Annotated in this window: 14 protein-coding genes and 1 tRNA gene; 9 read left to right on the top strand and 6 right to left on the bottom strand. The window is 72.8% G+C overall.

What is annotated here, in order from left to right:
- The first annotated feature begins 56 nt into the window (after positions 1 to 56).
- Positions 57 to 164 (top strand) — tRNA-Lys (locus tag BUE16_RS03710).
- A gap of 277 nt (positions 165 to 441) precedes the next feature.
- Here the strand turns inward: BUE16_RS03710 and BUE16_RS03705 are convergent.
- Positions 442 to 900 (bottom strand): deoxyuridine 5'-triphosphate nucleotidohydrolase, encoded by a 459-nt coding sequence (locus tag BUE16_RS03705; RefSeq protein ID WP_073307099.1) that lies wholly within the window; start codon positions 898 to 900, stop codon positions 442 to 444.
- A 229-nt stretch (positions 901 to 1,129) separates the two neighbouring features.
- Between BUE16_RS03705 and BUE16_RS03700 the strand changes: the two genes are divergently transcribed.
- The 7 genes from BUE16_RS03700 to BUE16_RS03670 all read left to right on the top strand — a co-directional run bounded on the left by BUE16_RS03700 (position 1,130) and on the right by BUE16_RS03670 (position 6,447).
- Positions 1,130 to 3,118, top strand: coding sequence for an aconitate hydratase (locus tag BUE16_RS03700; RefSeq protein ID WP_073307098.1), 1,989 nt, complete (start codon positions 1,130 to 1,132; stop codon positions 3,116 to 3,118).
- 208 nt (positions 3,119 to 3,326) lie between these two features.
- Positions 3,327 to 3,881, top strand: a complete 555-nt coding sequence (locus tag BUE16_RS03695; RefSeq protein WP_073307097.1) for a GNAT family N-acetyltransferase — start codon at positions 3,327 to 3,329, stop codon at positions 3,879 to 3,881.
- A gap of 97 nt (positions 3,882 to 3,978) precedes the next feature.
- A complete protein-coding gene (locus tag BUE16_RS03690; protein ID WP_073307096.1) occupies positions 3,979 to 4,389 on the top strand; it encodes a DUF5810 domain-containing protein in 411 nt (136 codons plus the stop codon).
- A gap of 56 nt (positions 4,390 to 4,445) precedes the next feature.
- On the top strand, positions 4,446 to 4,916 hold the full coding sequence (locus BUE16_RS03685; protein ID WP_073307095.1) for a DUF5809 family protein: 471 nt from the start codon (positions 4,446 to 4,448) through the stop codon (positions 4,914 to 4,916).
- 31 nt (positions 4,917 to 4,947) lie between these two features.
- Positions 4,948 to 5,349, top strand: coding sequence for a hypothetical protein (locus tag BUE16_RS03680; protein ID WP_073307094.1), 402 nt, complete (start codon positions 4,948 to 4,950; stop codon positions 5,347 to 5,349).
- Positions 5,346 to 5,984: an NUDIX hydrolase gene (locus BUE16_RS03675; protein WP_079991478.1), complete on the top strand. Its 639-nt coding sequence runs from the start codon at positions 5,346 to 5,348 to the stop codon at positions 5,982 to 5,984. The genes BUE16_RS03680 and BUE16_RS03675 overlap by 4 nt, the downstream gene beginning before the upstream one ends.
- Positions 5,985 to 6,078: 94 nt before the next feature.
- Positions 6,079 to 6,447, top strand: a complete 369-nt coding sequence (locus BUE16_RS03670) for a rhodanese-like domain-containing protein (RefSeq protein WP_073307093.1) — start codon at positions 6,079 to 6,081, stop codon at positions 6,445 to 6,447.
- Here BUE16_RS03670 and BUE16_RS03665 read toward each other — a convergent pair.
- The 5 genes from BUE16_RS03665 to BUE16_RS03645 form a co-directional block, all read right to left on the bottom strand.
- Positions 6,436 to 8,646 carry a CARDB domain-containing protein gene (locus BUE16_RS03665; protein WP_073307092.1) on the bottom strand — a complete coding sequence of 737 codons (2,211 nt, stop codon included), beginning with the start codon at positions 8,644 to 8,646 and terminating at the stop codon, positions 6,436 to 6,438. The genes BUE16_RS03670 and BUE16_RS03665 overlap by 12 nt on opposite strands.
- 192 nt (positions 8,647 to 8,838) lie before the next feature.
- On the bottom strand, positions 8,839 to 9,132 hold the full coding sequence (gene yciH / locus BUE16_RS03660) for a stress response translation initiation inhibitor YciH (RefSeq protein WP_073307091.1): 294 nt from the start codon (positions 9,130 to 9,132) through the stop codon (positions 8,839 to 8,841).
- Between the two features lie 91 nt (positions 9,133 to 9,223).
- Positions 9,224 to 11,560 carry a DUF3488 and transglutaminase-like domain-containing protein gene (locus tag BUE16_RS03655; RefSeq protein WP_234972322.1) on the bottom strand — a complete coding sequence of 779 codons (2,337 nt, stop codon included), beginning with the start codon at positions 11,558 to 11,560 and terminating at the stop codon, positions 9,224 to 9,226.
- Positions 11,557 to 12,660, bottom strand: coding sequence for a DUF58 domain-containing protein (locus BUE16_RS03650; protein WP_073307090.1), 1,104 nt, complete (start codon positions 12,658 to 12,660; stop codon positions 11,557 to 11,559). Before BUE16_RS03650 ends, BUE16_RS03655 begins: the two co-directional genes overlap by 4 nt.
- A 2-nt stretch (positions 12,661 to 12,662) precedes the next feature.
- Positions 12,663 to 13,661, bottom strand: coding sequence for an AAA family ATPase (locus BUE16_RS03645; protein ID WP_073307089.1), 999 nt, complete (start codon positions 13,659 to 13,661; stop codon positions 12,663 to 12,665).
- 308 nt (positions 13,662 to 13,969) lie between these two features.
- Here BUE16_RS03645 and BUE16_RS03640 point away from each other — a divergent pair, with 308 nt between their 5' ends.
- Positions 13,970 to 16,219 (top strand): hypothetical protein, encoded by a 2,250-nt coding sequence (locus BUE16_RS03640; RefSeq protein ID WP_073307088.1) that lies wholly within the window; start codon positions 13,970 to 13,972, stop codon positions 16,217 to 16,219.
- Positions 16,220 to 16,250 lie beyond the last annotated feature (31 nt).

Below are 16,250 nucleotides of genomic sequence, written 5' to 3'. Positions count from 1 at the left end.
GAGTCGCCGCCGTCGTTCGTAAACGCTTATGCACGCACGTCGGTAAGATTGGATGAGGGCTGGTAGCTCAGTTAGGGAGAGCGTCCGGCTTTTAGCCCGTTCGGACGGCGTGTGCGTTCGGGGAAGTCACCGGACGGTCGGGGGTTCGAATCCCTCCCAGCCCGCTGTTCTCGCGAGCGAAGCGAGGGTGAACAGCGTTCGCTGGAGGGTTCGAATCAGGGAGTGAAGCGAGCGGGAGCGAGCGGAACGACCGTGGTTCGAATCCCTCCCAGCCCGCTTCTGTGCGCCGCACCGCGACGAGCGAAGCGAGGAGCCGCGGCGCACGAACGCTGTCCGAGGGATCCGAAGTAGACGGCGAGGAGCGAAGCGAGCCGTCGGCGTGGTTCGAATCCCTCCCAGCCCGCTTCTGCGTGATGTCGGGAACGCGGTACGGCGACGACGCTACCCCTCGCCGTGGTACGTCCCGTCGTAGTTCCCCTCGTGGTCGGCCTCGGCGAGGACGAACTGCGCGACGCGGGCGCCGGGTTCGATCTCGATCCGGTGTCCGACCTGCAACAGCCCCTCGCCGCGGCCCTCGTAGCCGGCGTCCCACACCGCGGTGTTCAGCATGCAGGAGTTGCGCAGCAGCGTCGACCGCGGGTAGACGAAGCCGACGTGCCCGTCGGGGATCCGGAGTCGCTCGCCGTACCGGAGGACGTACGCGCCCGGGTCGAGGCGGTAGAATCCGCCCTCGGGGTCGATCTCGATCCGGTCGCCCACGCGCTTGCCGTCGCGGGTGATCCGGCCCGGCTGCGCCTGTTCGTACAGCGCGTCGACGGTCAGGTCAACGCCGTTCGGCTGGATCTGCTCGTCGGTGACCGGCTCGACGTTGTCGGCGACGACGGCGCCCGATTCGAACATACCCGAGGGAGATACAGGCCGACCGAAAAGCCCGCCGGTCCGTAACCGACCGCGACGAGGCGGGGGAGACCGTCGAGGTATCTCCGCACTAGCAGATCATTCGCCCAGAATTGCGGGCAAGAATCGCATCGACCGTGCAAGAATTACCGGACGGAGCGGCGGTCTATCACGAACGTCGGGGTGGAAACTCGCCGGATTTATATCCGCTGAGCGAAGATACGCGGACGATATGGGACAGACGATTACGGAGCAGATTCTCGACGAGCATCTCGTCGAGGGCGAGCTGACACCCGGCGAGGAGATCGGGATCGAGATCGACCAGGTCCTCACGCAGGACACCACGGGGACGATGGTGTGGCTGCAGTTCGAGGCGCTCGACCTCGACGAGGTCCAGACCGAACTGGCCGCGCAGTACTGTGACCACCAGACGTACCAGTTCGACTTCAAGAACACGGACGACCACCGCTTTCTCCGCTCGGCGGCGGGCACCTTCGGCGCATACTTCTCCCGGCCCGGCAACGGCATCTGCCACCAGGTCCACAAGGAGAACTTCGCGGCCCCCGGCAAGACGCTGCTGGGCTCCGACTCGCACACGCCGACCCCCGGCGGCCTCGGCCAGCTGGCGATCGGCGCGGGCGGACTCGACATCGCGGTCGCCATGGGCGGCGGCCCCTACTACGTCGAGATGCCCGAGATCGTGAACGTCGAGCTGACCGGCGAGCTCCCCGAGTGGGCGACCGCGAAGGACGTCGCGCTCCATCTGCTGGGCGAGCTGACCGTCAAGGGCGGCGTCGGCAAGGTGCTGGAGTACACCGGCCCCGGCGTCGAGACGCTCACCATCCCCGAGCGGACGACCATCACGAACCTCGGCACCGAGCTGGGCGCCACGTCCTCAATCTTCGGCACCGACGAGAAGACCGAGGACTGGCTGGCGCGCCAGGACCGCGAGGAGGAGTACGTCGAGTTGTCGCCCGACGAGGACGCCGAGTACGCCGACACCATCGAGGTCGACCTCTCCGACCTCGAACCGCTCATCGCGACGCCGTCGATGCCTGACAACGTCGTGCCCGTCCGCGAGGTCGCGGGCGAGGACGTCGAGCAGGTCATCATCGGCTCCTGTACGAACGGCGCCTACGAGGACATCCTCCCTGGCGCGAAGATGCTGAAGGGCCGCGAGGTCGCCAAGAAGACCGAGATGATCGTCGCGCCCGGCTCAAAGCAGGCCTCCGAGATGCTGGCGCGCGAGGGCTGGACAGCCGAGATGATGGCCGCGGGCGTGAACTTCTCGGAGGCGACGTGTGGTGCCTGTATCGGCATCGGCCACGTGCCCGCCTCCGACTCCGTCTCGCTGCGCACCTTCAACCGCAACTTCGAGGGCCGCTCGGGCATCGAGGACGACTCGGTGTTCCTCTGCTCGCCCGAGGTCGCCACGGCGGCGGCCATCACCGGGGAGATCGTCGACCCGCGCGACCTGGCCGATGAGCTCGGCGACCTCGAGGCGCCCGGCCTCGAGATGGGCACGAAGTACGGCCCCGGCATGGGCGAGTCCGACCCCGACATCATCAGCCCCGACGAGGCCGTCGACGACGACCTCATCAAGGGCCCGAACATCGGCGACGTTCCCCTGAAGGACGAGCTCGCCTCCGACATCGAGGGCGAGGCGCTCCTCAAGATGGAGGACAACATCACGACCGACCACATCATCCCGGCGACAGCGGACATCCTCAAGTTCCGCTCGAACATCGAGAAGCTCTCGGAGTTCACGCTCTCGCGCGTCGACGACACGTTCGCACAGCGCGCGCTGGACGCCGACGGCGGCTTCCTCGTGGCCGGCGAGAACTACGGGCAGGGCTCCTCGCGTGAGCACGCGGCTCTGTGCCCGATGTTCCTCGGCGTGGAGGGCGTGCTCGCACAGAGCTTCGCCCGCATCCACAAGGCGAACCTGTTCAACTTCGGCCTCGTGCCCCTCACCATCGATGAGGAGACGTACGAGAACATCGACCAGGGCGACGACATCGAGATCGTCGACGACGTGGGCGAGGGCGTCCGAAACGGCGCCACCGAGTTCACCGTCCGCGTAAACGACGACTGGGAGGCCACGGCGCACCTCGACGCCTCCGAGCGCGAGCGCGAGATCCTCGCGGCCGGCGGGAAGCTCTCGTGGACGAAACAGCAGCACGAGTCGGACGGCAGCGGCGCGGCGCCCGCCGACGACTAAGGCGAGACCGAGCGAAGCGAGGTCAAGAAGAGCGAACCGTCCACGAGCGAATCGAGACGACCGCTCGCCGCTCGCGGCGGTACCGAGCCGCCACGGCCTCGACAGTTTCTCTCTTTCTCTCTTTCGACGCTCTTCGCCAGCCACGTGTCTGTCAACCGCGCGGCCGTCCGCCAGTTCATTTATCCCCGCGAACTCCAAAGAGCGAATCGTGACCACCTCGCGCGGCGCTGCCGCGGGCGATGACGAGACCGGCGAGGAACGGCTCCGTCCGGTCGCCCGGGCCGACCTGCTCGGCGTGTTCCGCATCGAGAAGGCCGTCTTCAGCCAGCCGTGGCCGTACGCCGCATTCGAGGGGCTGCTCGACGCGCCGGGCTTTCTCGTCGCCGAGGGTGACGGCTGGGCGGCGAACGGTACCGGTGTCGACGCCGGTGACGTGCTCGGCTACGTCGTCGGCGACGTGACGCCGAACCACGGCCGGGACATCGGCCACATCAAGGACCTCGCCGTCCGCCCGGACACCCAGGGACGGGGGCTCGGCCGGAGACTGCTCCGGGCGTCGCTGTCGGAGTTGGCGGCCGCGGGCGCGAGCGCGGTGAAGTTGGAGGTACGCGAGACCAATCACCGCGCGCAGTCGCTGTACGCCGACGAGGGGTTCCGGCCGGCGCGGCGGATCCCGCGGTACTACGGCGACGGCGAGGCGGCGTTCGTGATGCGCCTCGACGTGGGCGAGTGGGTCCGCGAGCGCAACGCGGACGGGTCGTAAGCCGGGGGTCGCGCCGGGCGGCGGGCGTGCAGCGGCGCTCCGGCGCGGCGCGACCGCGGACGACAGCAGTTTTCACCGCCGGTCCCTCAGTCGACGTATGGGATACGCGTGTCCGGTGTGCGAGACGCCCCAGCGCGACGGCGAGCACCTCGCGAACCACCTCGCGTTCACGGCGATGCTCCACGGCGACGAGCACGAGGACTGGCTGGACGAACACGTCGACGACTGGGGCGACCGCACCCCCGCAGAGCTGGCGTCGACGGTGACCGAGTTCGCCGAGGAGACCGAGTACGACGAGGTGTTCGAGGACACGACGGGCAGCGGGCACGGCTACCACGACCACGCGCACGGCGACCCCACACAGGCGGACGTGACCGGGGATCCGACGGGCGGCGCCGCGGAGGCGGTCGTCGACGACGCCGTCGAGTCGGTGCTGGAGGAGGCCCAAGAGTTGACCGAGGAGATGTACGGGCTGGACGACGGCGGCGACGACGCGACCGAGGAGTAGGTGTCTCGGGAGCCGGAAGGGAACGACTCTTTGACCGGACGCCCGCAGCCGCAGGTATGGACACCGAAGGGATGCTCGCGCCGGCGACGCCGGCGGAGGCCCGCGAGGAGTACGACACGCTCGTGCCCGCCGCGAAGGTCGCCGTCCGCGAGGCGGCAAAGGCGATGGCGTTCGACCGTGAGGAGTACGCCGAGCGCGTCACCGGCGAGGTGATCGAGACCGTCCGCGACGCGCTGTTCGCGTCGCTGCTGGCGGTCCACGTCGGGACGCGCGAGGAGTACGAGGCGTGGCTCGACGACCACCCCGAGTACGAGCCTGACGAGGCCGGCAGCGACAACGTCGACAACGTCGTCTGGCATCCGGTGACGTTCGCGCCCGACGGCGACGGTCCGAAGCCCGTCGTCGCGGCGACGTGGCAGGCCGAGCGCGAGGCCGCGATCGGGACGCTGCGCCGGCGCGCGTTCGGCCGGGCGTACCGACCGGTCGTCGACGGGGAGGGAGACGGCGACGGGGCGGGACAGCCGTAACGGGTTTTCGCCGTCGACCCCTACCCCGACCATGCGATCGGTCACCCGGACGTTCCTCGCGGGCATCCTCGCCGCGCTCGTCGCCCTCCTCGCGCTCGGGGCGGTCCCCTCGTCTCTCGGGGCCGGCGACCCGTACTACCTCACGGTCGAGCCGGCCGGGCCGACCGGCGGTCCCGCCTACACCCTGAACGCGACAGAGGGCGGCATCGCAGAGCAGCGCTTCCAGTACTTCCTCTCGGCGGTCGAGTCGACGGACGGCCGCTCGGAGGCGTACCGAAAGGGACCCTACGGGCTGAAAGAGGAGTTCACCCACTCGCCGTTCGACGAGGTGGCGACGTTCAGGGAGTTCGCGCCCGCGGGCGCCGTCGACGGCGACGCCGTCTTCGTCCGGTACAACGATACGCGCTACCGCGTAACCGTCGTGCAACCGTGAGCGACGACACACATGGCGGCGCGGACGATGCGAACTGCACGGACGGCGATAGCTGGACCGCCGACGAGCCCGACTTCGGCGACGGTCGCCGCCACGACTGGCCGGGCGAGCCCGAGTGGCCCGTCCTGGAGTCCGTCGTCGAGTACGAGACGGGGTGGCAGACCGCCGGCTACGACCTGGTGGAACACCCCGACGGCTCGACGAAGCGCTACTACTGGTCGGAGTTAGCGACGGCCGTGGTCGTCGTCGCCCGCGCCGGCGACGACCTCCTCATGGTCGAGCAGTACCGGCCGACGGTCCGCAACACGCAGCTGGAACTCCCCGCGGGCATCGTCGAGGGCGGGGAGTCGTACACCGAGGCGGGCCGCCGGGAGCTGCGCGAGGAGACGGGGTTCGAGGCCGCCGGCGTCTCGCTGCTCGGCGAGGTCCAGTGCACGACCGGACTGCTCCGGCACACCCGCGGGTTCGTGTTCGCGGAGGGGCTGGAGCCGGTCGGGCAGGCGCTCGACGACAACGAGTACCTCGTCCCGCGAACCGTCCCCGTCGACGAGGCCGTCGACGTGGTCCGGTCCCCGCCGACCAACGACGCGACCCTGGAGGGAGTCCTGCTCGCTCGCGAGGAGGGGCTGCTGTAGCCGTCGCGGCCCCGACCGCCGGACCGGCAGACCGAGGGCGGTCCGAGTCGCCGACGGCGGAGCGCTTTTCACCGGGCGACGGCACCTCACGGGCATGGACGGCGAGATCACCCCAGAGGAGGTCGAGCGGCTCCTCGCCGAGGACGCGGACATCCGCGTCGTCGACATCCGCTCGCCGGGGGCGTACGCGCGCGGCCACATCCCCGGCTCCGAGAACGTCCCGTTCAACCAGCTTCCGACCCGGGTCGAGTCGCTCACGGGGAGCGACCGCATCGTGACGGTGTGCCCGCACGGGAAGGCTAGCGTGCAAGCGGCGAACCTCATCAAGTCGTTCGAGGGCACGACCGACGCCCGCGTCGAGAGCATGGCCGGCGGGCTCGAGGAGTGGGGCGGCGACCTGGAAGCCGGCGACACCGAAGACGAGTCGGCCGCGGCCGACGACGGCCCGCAGTCACCCTTCTGAGCGGCGTCCCGCCAGGGCAGCCGCCGCGAGCGCCAGTGCCAGCGACGCCGCGGCCGCGCCGGCTCCGAACCCCGGCGCCGAGACGCCGATGTCGCCGGAGCCGTCGGCCGCGGGACTCACTTCTCCGTTCGCGCCGTCGGCCGGCTCGACGGTGAGCGACGCGCTCGCGTCGCCGACCGAGACGACGTGGTCACCCGGCTCGTCGACGCGGATCGCCACCCGGAGCGTCTCGGGAGCGTCGGGACCGACGCGAACGCGCTCGGTCGCGACGACCCGACCGCCAACGCGGACCGCGACATCGCCGGCGGCGGGGACCGCTCCATCGGCGACGACCTCGGCGGTGACGAGCACCGCGTCGCCGGCGACGACAGCCGTCCGGTTCAGCGAGACCGAGGCGGCTGTCGGCGCCGACGGCTCTTCGACGAACACCTCGTAGGTCCATCCCCGGACCGTCAGCGCGTACGCGCCGGGGGCGGTCGGCGTCCACGACAGCGGCACGGTGGCGTTCTCGCCGGCCGCGAGGGTTCCGTTGGCGACCGCGACCGTCCGGTCGTTCGCCGCGAGCGCGACTCGGTAGTCGCCGACGGCGCCGCCGACGTTCGAGACGGCGACGGGGACAGTCAGCGTCTCGCCGACGGCGACCGTCGCGGGCGTGTCGAGGCTCGCGTTGCGGTATGCGCCCTCGACGGCGACCGCCGAGGGCGGGTCGACCGCGATGCGGGCCACGGGCCTCCCGAACGCCGCCTCGTGGGCCGACGCGGACCACATGTCGGGCGCGGCGTCGGTCCGGACGAACCGCGCGGTCGCGTCGGCGGCCGACTCGTTGCCCGCGGCCGCGACGATTGCGTGGAAGCGGTCGGCGGTCACCGGTTCGGACTCGGCGTTCAGCCGCGTGAGCACCGTTGCGAGGGTGGCGCCGCCGTCGCTGGCCAGCCGGATCCGGCGGTCGGTCTCGCCGGCGACGAGCGAACCCTTCCGGTACGGCGTGCCCGTCGTCCACGTGCTCGGATCCGCGAGCACGTCGTCCGCGTACGGCGCCTCGGCGCCGCGTTCGAGGTGGTCGGCGAACGCCGAGAACCCCGTCAGTCCCTGTCGCAGCGCGAGCAGTGCAGCGTAGTAGTCCGCCGCCCCCTCAACCATCCAGCGCGTCTCGGCGGTCGTCGCGAAAGACTGGCGCGTGTGGACGTACTCGTGGAGCCACGCGCTCTGCGGGCCCGTGAGTGGCTCGTCGGCGCGCACCCACGCGTCGGCGTCGCCCGTCTGGAGCCCGCGCACCGCCCAGTCGACGCCCGCCGGCGCGGCGACGAGGAACACCGACTCGTCGCGGTCGCCGACGCGGAGCGCGCCCGACGCGGACGCCAGCGAGTCGAGCACCCGCTCCGGCTGTGGCGCCAGCTCGCCACCGGACGCCGCGGGGACGACCAGCCGGAACGTCTGGGCGTTGGCGGTCCGCTCGCGAGTCACGTGCTCGCCGAGGAAGGCGACGCGCCCGCCGACGGCGCCCGCCCCCTCGGTCGCCGCCCGCCGCGAGAGGCCCACCGTCTCCCCGCGATAGCGCCAGGAGACGCCCGTTCCGGGGAGCTGCACGAGCGCCCACGGGCCGGGGTCGACGAAGAGGTACCCCTCGTCCCCGGCGGCGGCGACGGCCGCGAGCGCGGCCGTGGCGACCGGGCCGGAGCCGTCGACCACACTCGATCCCGCAGATTGCGGACCGTCGGAGACGGACCGGCCGAGCCGCCCGGTCGACGCGGTCCGGTTCGCCGGCAGCCGGTAGCTGATCGTCGGCGTCGCGGTCTCTCCGTCCCACTCGTAGGTGTCGCCGTCGGTCGCAGCGAAGCCGTCGGTCCGCACCGCCGCGGCGTCGGCCGCGATCGTCGCCTCGACGGCGGTGACGCGGTCGGGAACCTCGAACCGGAGCGTGACGGCGACCGAGCCCGCCCGATCGGGCGTGAGCGCGAGCGTCGTCGTGAGCCGGATGTCGCCGCCGGTGGCGGTCGACGCGGCAGCCAGCGACGACGCAGAGGCGGCTCCCGACGACGACGGGCGCGTCGTGGCGGTCACCGGCGACGGCGTGGACGGTGCGAGCGTGTCGACGGTGCCGGCGCCCGCGCCGCCCACGGTCGGGGCCGCGACTGCGGGTGCGGCGAGCGACGAGACCAGACAGACGACCGCGAGCGCGACGAAGCCTCGCTGCTGCATTGGCTCCCGATACTGCGGGACGGCTAAAGCCGTTGGCGTCTCGGCGGCGGCGGCCGCGGGCGGCGCGAACGGGCGAACCAGCGCGGCGCGAACGGGCGAATCGCCACCGAACGACGGCGCCGGCGCTCGCGGCGTCGAAAACGAGAGAACGAAACGCGACTGCTCGAGTGCGGTGTCAGGTCGGTCCGGTGGTCACGCGACGTTGAACCCCTTGTCGCGGAGGAAGCCCTCGACGCGGCCGCTGTGGTTCCCCTGCAGTTCGATGGCGCCGTCCTCGACGGTGCCGCCGCAGGCGAACTTGGACTTCAGGTCGCTGGACAGCGAGTCCATGTCCACGTCTTTGGGGTCGAATCCTTCGATGACTGTTACCTCCTTGCCGTACCTGCGCTCGTCGATGCGGATCGAGATCTCCTGAGACTCCTTGGCCACGTCCTCGCAGACGCAGAGTTCCTCAGGCAGACCGCACGTCGAGCATACCTCAGACATTTCCGGTCCAATCTACAAGAGCGCCGTATTAAATCCTGTCGGGTGTTCGCACGCGAACCGCGGCGCCGCGAGTGTGGGGCCGTACCGCCGGTCACGCACGCGCGCCCGCCCCGCCCAGCCGGCGGAGGACGGGCGCGTGCTGGCGGACGAGGTCGTCGACGGCCTCGACCGCCTCGCGGGCGGCCGACTCGTCGACGCCGCCGCCGTAGCGGGCGCGCTCGTACACGTCGGCGACGGTACGGGCGGACTCGCCGAACCGATCGCGAGAGAGCGCCTCGACGTACTGCCGGGGCGTCTCGCCGGGGCGGCGCGAGCGGTAGACAACCGACGCGAGGTACTCCAGGCGCCGGAACGCCCGCTCGGCGTCCGTGTCGGGGTCGGCGCGCGACTGGTGGAGCAGCCAGGCCGTCCGCCTGACCCGACCCGTCAGGCCGACGCGGCGCGCGCCGGCGACGAGTCCGACCAGCGCCGCGGCGCCGACGGCGACGTCCTCGCGGGTGGGCGTCCACCCCTCTGGGCCGTCATCGCCCCCGCCGCCGGCGCCCGCGGGCGTGGCGTTCGCGGTGAGACCGCCCGCGAAGGTGACGGTCGCGTTGCCGAACTCGTCTGCCCCGGGTCGGATCGCACCGATGTCGGGCGTGCCGACCCCCGTCGTCGTTCCGGAGCCGGGGGCCGGGGTCGGCGTCGGTGTCTCGTAGGTCCCGTCGGCCGAACCCGCGGCGTCGACGCCCTCAGCGCCCGCCTCGCGGGCGGCCTCGACGCTGACCCGCTCGGCCTGCTCGCGTGGGCCCGACGGCGTCGGGTCGAAGCGGATCCACCCGTGGCCGGGGAAGTACACCTCGACCCACGCGTGCGAGTCGAGGCCGCGGACCACGTACGTGTCCTCGCTGACCTGCTGGCCGGACGTGTAGCCGGTGACGAATCGGGCGGGAACGCCCTGCGTGCGCAGCATCGCGACCATCGTCGTCGCGAAGTAGACGCAGTAGCCCGACTCCATCTCGAACAGGAACGCGTCGGCGGTGTTCCCTTGCGGGGTCGGCACTTGCAGCGAGTACTCTTTCGTCCGTTCGAGGTAGCGCTCGATGGCGACCGCCGCCTCGTAGGGGTTCGACGCCCCCGCCTGGTCGATCACCGCGGCGGTGCGCTCGCCGACCCGGTCGGGCGTGCTCTGTGGCAACTGGGTGTACCGCGAGGCGATCGCGGACGGGTAGTCCGTTCCCGCGCGGCGAAGTTCCCCTGGCGTGGCGGTCGGCCGCTGGCTGACGACGGTGTAGGTGTCGTTCGCCAGTAGCGTCGTCCCCGGATTGAGTCCGCCGTGATCGGTGACCTGCGCGGTGTCGGCGGCGCGCCCGCGGAGTTCGACCGGCTTCCACGCCGCCGGCAGCGCGTCGAGTTTCCCGCGCGCGGTCACCCGCTGGACGAGCCGCTCGCTCTCGCCGGGGGGCGCTCCCAGCGATCCGGAGCCGGTGTACGGACTGGCCTCGCCGGTCCGGACCCACCGACCGCCGGTGTAGCGGTCGTACGAGCCGACGCGCCAGTACGCCGACTCGTCGGCCTCGACCGTGAAGCGGACCGTCGGGGACAGGCGGATGCTGCCGAGCACGCCCACGGACTCGGTGTTCGCGACCAGGCTCGACTCGACGGTCGGCGAGGCGCCGCCGGGGAGCACCGGGTTCGCCGCGCTCCCGGGGACGACGGTGACGACGGAGGTGACGACGATCATCGCGGCGACGACCACCGCGATCGTGTCCCACTGCACGCCGGAGCGCCCGGCCGCGGCCAGCTCCGAGAAGCCGACCGCGAGCGTGAGGCCGACGGCGGCCGCGAGGCCGACGCCCACGCCGGCGTCGCCGGTGAGCAGAAAGAAGCCGGTCGTGCCGGCGGCGACAGTCGCCGCGAGGGCGTACCGCCGGCGCACGAGGAGGTACGTCGCGAGGAACGTCGGGACCGGGACGAGAAACAGCGCCCACGCGCCGGCGTTGAGCAGCCGCAGCACCGACAGCCCGGTGAGCAGCGCGAGCACGTCGGCGGCGACGCGGCCGACGGTGAACAGCGCGCGCGCCGACGGCGGCACCGACAGGAAGTAGCCGATCAGCGCGAGCGCGAAGCCGACGGCGGTGAGGCCGACGGCGGTCCGCTCGCGGAGGAAGCCGCCGAGCCACGCGGCCGCGGCGGCGACGAGCGCCACCTCCATGAGGAGGAACGTCGCGCCGCCGACCACGTCGACGACATGGTAGAACACCGTGAGAAACGACGCGACAGCGAGACCAACGCCGAGCGCAGCCGGGTTCCGGACCGCCCCGGACAGCGAGTAGCGGCCCGAACTGCGCCCGTCGCCTCCCTCGCCGCCGCGTCGGCCGGAGGACTCCCCGCGATCGGCGCTCCCATCCCCCATGGCGCCGAAGCGGTCGCCGACGGGCGTGCTCACGCGACCACCTCCCCGTCCTCGACGGTCCCGCGGCCCTCCCGCCCCGCGCGGTCGGCGTCGAGGCGCGGGTCGGGCCGCGAGACGCCGTACGTCGTGGGGCGGTCCGAGCGGAAGTCGGCGAAGTCGCGGTCCTCGCCGGGGACGGAGACGCGCACGCGGTCGGCCTCGCCGTAGACGGTGATGTCGGCGTCCGCGTCGGCGACGCGGCCGGGGCCGATCACCGCGAGCCGTTCGAGCAGGCGCACCTGGCTGCCGCGCTCGCCGGAGACGGTGAGCGTGCCGTCCGGGAGGCGCACGTCGACCGGGACGCCGTCCTCGACGAGCGCGAGCGTGAGGCTGGCGGTCGCCTCGGCCATGCCGTCGGCGGCGCCAGGGGCCGCGGCGGCGCCGGCGGCGAGGGAGACCGCCTCCGTCTCCGCCTCCGCGGAGAACTCCTTCACGATGAGGTCGTCGCGCTTGGCGGTCGACTTCCAGTGCACGTCGCGCAGCGAGTCGCCGCGGTCGTACTCGCGGAGGCGGTCGAACTCGCGGCGCTCCTCGTGAACGCCCGTCTCGTGGAGCGCGCGCAGGTCGCGCCGCGCCCAGCCGGCGATGGCGTGGACCTCGGGGTAGACGAGCACCTCGGTCGTCTCCGTCGTCGGGAGGTCGACCGCCGCGAGGCCGAGCGCGTCGCGGGCCGTCACCTCGGCGGGGCCGAGCCGGTGGCGCCCGCGCGCCTCGTAGGTCACCTCGTACTCGACGGGCGTCGCGCCGACGACCGTCTCGAAGGCGACCCGGTCGGTGTCGAGCCCGTCGCCCATCCGCTCCCGGACGGCGCCGGCGAACGGGCGGTCCATCCCCGACTCGGCGCTCGGGCGCGGGCCGTCGCGGTCGCCGAAGAACAGCCGGACGGGGTGCGTCCGCCCGACGTGGTCGTCGGGCGGGACGGCGCGGGCGACCGCGGGCGACTCGACCCAGCGCAGTTGGAGGTACGCGGCGCTCAACGCGACGACGGCGGGCACGACGACGGCGTTGAGCGAGCGGGGACCGAACGCGAGCCCCGAGGCGACGGCGACCGCGGCGACGCCGACGACCGCCTTCCCGCGGCGGGTGAGCCGCATTGCTACTCGACGGTCACCGACGAGAGGGCGTCCTCGACCACGTCGAGACCGGACTCGCTGCCCGTCCGGGGACGGACGCGGTGGGCGAACACCGACCGCGCCTCAGTCTGCACGTCGTCGGGGACGACGTAGTCGCGGCCGTCGATGACGGCGCGGGCCTGCGAGGCGCGAACGAGTGCGATGCTCCCGCGGGGGCTCACGCCGAGCTGGGCGTGCTCGCGGGTGTACGTCGCCAGGTCGGTGACGTACTCGCGCACCGGCTCGGAGACGCCCACCTCGCCGACAGTGGCGCGGGCGCGGCGCAGTTCTTCGGTGGTCGCGACCGGCTCCAGCGACTCGATCGGGTGTTCGCCCGCGGTTCGGCTGAGGATCTCCGTCTCGTCGGCCCGGTCGGGGTAGCCGAGCCGGAGCTTCTTCATGAAGCGGTCGATCTCCGCGAGCGGGAGCTCGTAGGTGCGCCCCGGCTCCACGTCGTTTTGCGTCGCGATGACCGTGAAGGGGTCCGGGAGCCGGCGGGTGACGCCGTCGACGGTCACCTGCCCCTCCTCCATCGCCTCCAGCAGCGCCGACTGCGTCTTCGGCGGCGCGCGGTTGATCTCGTCGCCGAGGACGATGTTCGCGAACACCGGCCCCGGGCGGAACTCGAACTCGCCGGTCTTCTGGTTGTACACGTTGATGCCGGTCACGTCCGACGGGAGGAGGTCGGGCGTGAACTGGACGCGTTTGAACTCGCAGTCGACCGAGGTCGCGAGCGCGCGAGCGAGCATCGTCTTGCCGACGCCGGGCACGTCCTCCAAGAGGAGGTGGCCCCGGCCGAGCACTGTCACGAGGATGTGTTCGACGGCGGCGTCGTTGCCGACGATGACCCGGGAGACGTTGTCGGCGACGCGCTCGACGAGGTCGGCCGCCTCCGTCACGGGCAGCGGTGCGAGGTCGTGGGACGCGCCGTCTCGGTCCGCGGCGTCGCGGTCGGTCTCTGGCTCCGCCTCTGCGTCGCTCACGCGGCGCACACCCCGGCGGAAGAATACACCCGGATGCGGGCCCTCTGGGTGCCGTTCACAGCCCATGACAAGAGCCGGACGGACCTAACTCTGCCGCATGTGGACGTGGGACACACCGAGCCGTCGACGAGGGCGATCCGGAGCGGTACCGAGCGCTCGGGAGCCGACCGGGGACGACCGGGCCGGCGGGAACCAAACCCGACCGTTTCGGGTGGAACTCGCCCGATGACCACACCGATCGCGGCCGGTCGACTGAGAAAGGATTACGTGGGTCCGATTTGGAGGGGTATCCGATTCGGGTGCGAGACATGTCAGGTGCCCCACACGGTTCGTACGGACAGGGCTTCGTAGAGCGCGTCGTCGAGGCGGCCGACCGGGCCGAGGCGACGCTTGGCGCCGACGCCGGCGCCGAGACCGTCGCGGCGACGCTGTGTGCGGCGCTGTTCGGCGACGTGCTCGGGTACGACCCGACCGCGTACGACCTCGACGGGCGCGTCGCGCGGGTCCGTGACGCCGACGGCGACGTGGCGGTGACGTTCGCCGCCGCCGGGCGCGACGCCGACGACGTGGGCGCCGCGGTGTTCGCGGCGTTCGAGGCCGCCAGCGCCGAGCCGACCGTGCGGTACGTCGCGGCCGGCGGCTTCGACCGGCTGCTCGTCTTCGAGCGCGTCGAGCCCGACGAGGCCAAGGGCGAGGGCGCGGACGAGCGCCGCACGGTCGCCGGCGTGACGGCTGTCACCCACACCGAGATCCCGCTGGCGCGGATCGTCGCCGCCGGCCGCAGCGGGCGCCTCTCGCAGACGCTCCGCCCGGCCCAGCAGCTTGCGGTTGCGAAGCTGACGGCGCTGCGGCCGGCGGAGGTGTCCGCCGTCGACGCCGACGGCGACGCCGGAACCGGGAACACCGGCGCGCCCGCGCGCCGCTCCGTCGCCGACGACGACGGGCTGAACACGCTCGTGGGGACGCTGCGCGACTGCCTGACCGACCTGCTCGCGCCAGCGGTCGAGGCGGCACAGGCGCGGCTCGTCGACGACATCGAGGGCTACGACGAGCGCGCGGCCGAGCTTCGGGACGCCGTCCGCGCGGCCCGGCGCGGCGACGGCGACGAGACCGCCGCCGGGCCCGCCCGGGCGCGACTGCTCGCTCACGAGCGCGCCCACGCCGACGCGCGGGCGCTGCGGGCCGCCTACGGCACGTGGGTCCGCGGCGCCGGGCGGACGGGCTTCACGCCCTCGGAGAACCGCCGCGCGTTCGCCCGGGTCGTCGCCTTCCAGGTGGTCGAGGAGGCGCTGCTCGACCGGGTGTTCGCCGGCGCGGACCTCGTCGCAGCGGCCGCGACGGGCGACGCGCTCGACCGCCTGACGGCGTTCGCCGAAGAGGCCGGCGTCGACCGCGACGCCGGCGACCTGCTGGCGCTGGCCCGGGAGCGACGGACCGCGGTGTACGACCGGCGCGCGCCGGACCTCGCCGGGTGGGCGCTCGACGACGACGGCGTCTGCGAGGCGCTCGCACGGACGGTCGGCTACCTCGATCACTTCTCGTTCGACGGCGACCACGGCCGCGCGGTCGCCGCGTACGACCGCCTGCTGTCGGTGGCGGGGCTGCACGGCGTCGACACCGACCCCGCCGCGCCGGACCCGCTGCCCGAGGCGCTGCTCGACGCCGCCGGCTACGGCGCCTCGGCGGCCGCGGACGCCGACGCCGGAGCGCGATCGGGCGGGAGTGCGGACGCGGACGCCGAGGCGACCCCGCTCGGCGGCGACCTGCTCGACCCCGCCGTCGGCGACGGCCGGTACCTGCTCGCGGCCGCCGACCGGCTCCGGTCCGGGCTCGCAGACGCCGAGCCGGTCGAGCGACTGCGGGCCGTCCGGGAGCGGCTGACGGGCGCCAGCCCGGACCCGCTGGCGTGTCGCGTGACCGAGACGCGGCTGCTGTTGCGGCTGCTCGGCGACTACCGGGCCGCGCGGTCTACGGACCCGGGTGTGGCCCTCGACCCGCTCCCGGTGTACTGCAGCGACCCGCTGATCCGGGAGGGCGACGCCGGCGACGGCGCGCCGGCCCCGCTGGCGCGCGAGGACTACGACTACGTGGTCGGGGCGCCCCCGGCGACGCTGCGGCGCGACGTGGCCGACGGCCCGGTCGCCGACGCGTACGCCGAGTACGAGGCGGCGTACTACACCTACGACACGTCCGCGCTGTACGTCGAGCGCGCGAGCGACTGGCTCGCGGAGAACGGCACGCTCGCGCTGCGCGTCGCCGGCCGCTTCCGCGACACCCGCTTCGGTGAGAAGCTCCGCGAGCGCGTCCCGCAGTGGTACCGACTGGAGCAACTCCGGGAGCTGTCGGGCGAGGCGGCCGGCGGCACGCCCGTCCTGTTGGTCGCGCGGCGGTTCCGCAGGAACGAGGCGTTCACCGACCCCAACGAGTACGAGCCGCCGACGTACGGCTTCACCGACGCCGAGGGACTCGACGACGCGGGCGTGCGGCGCTCGTCGGCCCGCCTGACCGGCGAACACTGGGAGTGGGACGCCGCCGGCGACGACGGGATCGGGATCTGAACGGCGACGCGGTCGCGCCGCGGCGCCACCA

The sequence above is a fragment of the Halobaculum gomorrense genome, assembly GCF_900129775.1.
Taxonomy (GTDB): domain Archaea; phylum Halobacteriota; class Halobacteria; order Halobacteriales; family Haloferacaceae; genus Halobaculum; species Halobaculum gomorrense.
Note: the sequence above shows the minus strand (reverse complement) of the source record. Positions and strands in the feature narration are given on the sequence as shown.

Excerpts from the sequence above, each read along its gene's own strand:
- BUE16_RS03670 (WP_073307093.1), top strand. The coding sequence starts at position 6,079 with ATGGACGGCGAGATCACCCCAGAGGAGGTCGAGCGGCTCCTCGCCGAG.
- BUE16_RS03685 (WP_073307095.1), top strand. The coding sequence starts at position 4,446 with ATGGACACCGAAGGGATGCTCGCGCCGGCGACGCCGGCGGAGGCCCGC.
- BUE16_RS03665 (WP_073307092.1), bottom strand. The coding sequence starts at position 8,646 with ATGCAGCAGCGAGGCTTCGTCGCGCTCGCGGTCGTCTGTCTGGTCTCG.
- BUE16_RS03650 (WP_073307090.1), bottom strand. The coding sequence starts at position 12,660 with ATGCGGCTCACCCGCCGCGGGAAGGCGGTCGTCGGCGTCGCCGCGGTC.
- yciH (WP_073307091.1), bottom strand. The coding sequence starts at position 9,132 with ATGTCTGAGGTATGCTCGACGTGCGGTCTGCCTGAGGAACTCTGCGTC.
- BUE16_RS03640 (WP_073307088.1), top strand. The coding sequence starts at position 13,970 with ATGTCAGGTGCCCCACACGGTTCGTACGGACAGGGCTTCGTAGAGCGC.
- BUE16_RS03690 (WP_073307096.1), top strand. The coding sequence starts at position 3,979 with ATGGGATACGCGTGTCCGGTGTGCGAGACGCCCCAGCGCGACGGCGAG.
- BUE16_RS03680 (WP_073307094.1), top strand. The coding sequence starts at position 4,948 with ATGCGATCGGTCACCCGGACGTTCCTCGCGGGCATCCTCGCCGCGCTC.
- BUE16_RS03705 (WP_073307099.1), bottom strand. The coding sequence starts at position 900 with ATGTTCGAATCGGGCGCCGTCGTCGCCGACAACGTCGAGCCGGTCACC.
- BUE16_RS03700 (WP_073307098.1), top strand. The coding sequence starts at position 1,130 with ATGGGACAGACGATTACGGAGCAGATTCTCGACGAGCATCTCGTCGAG.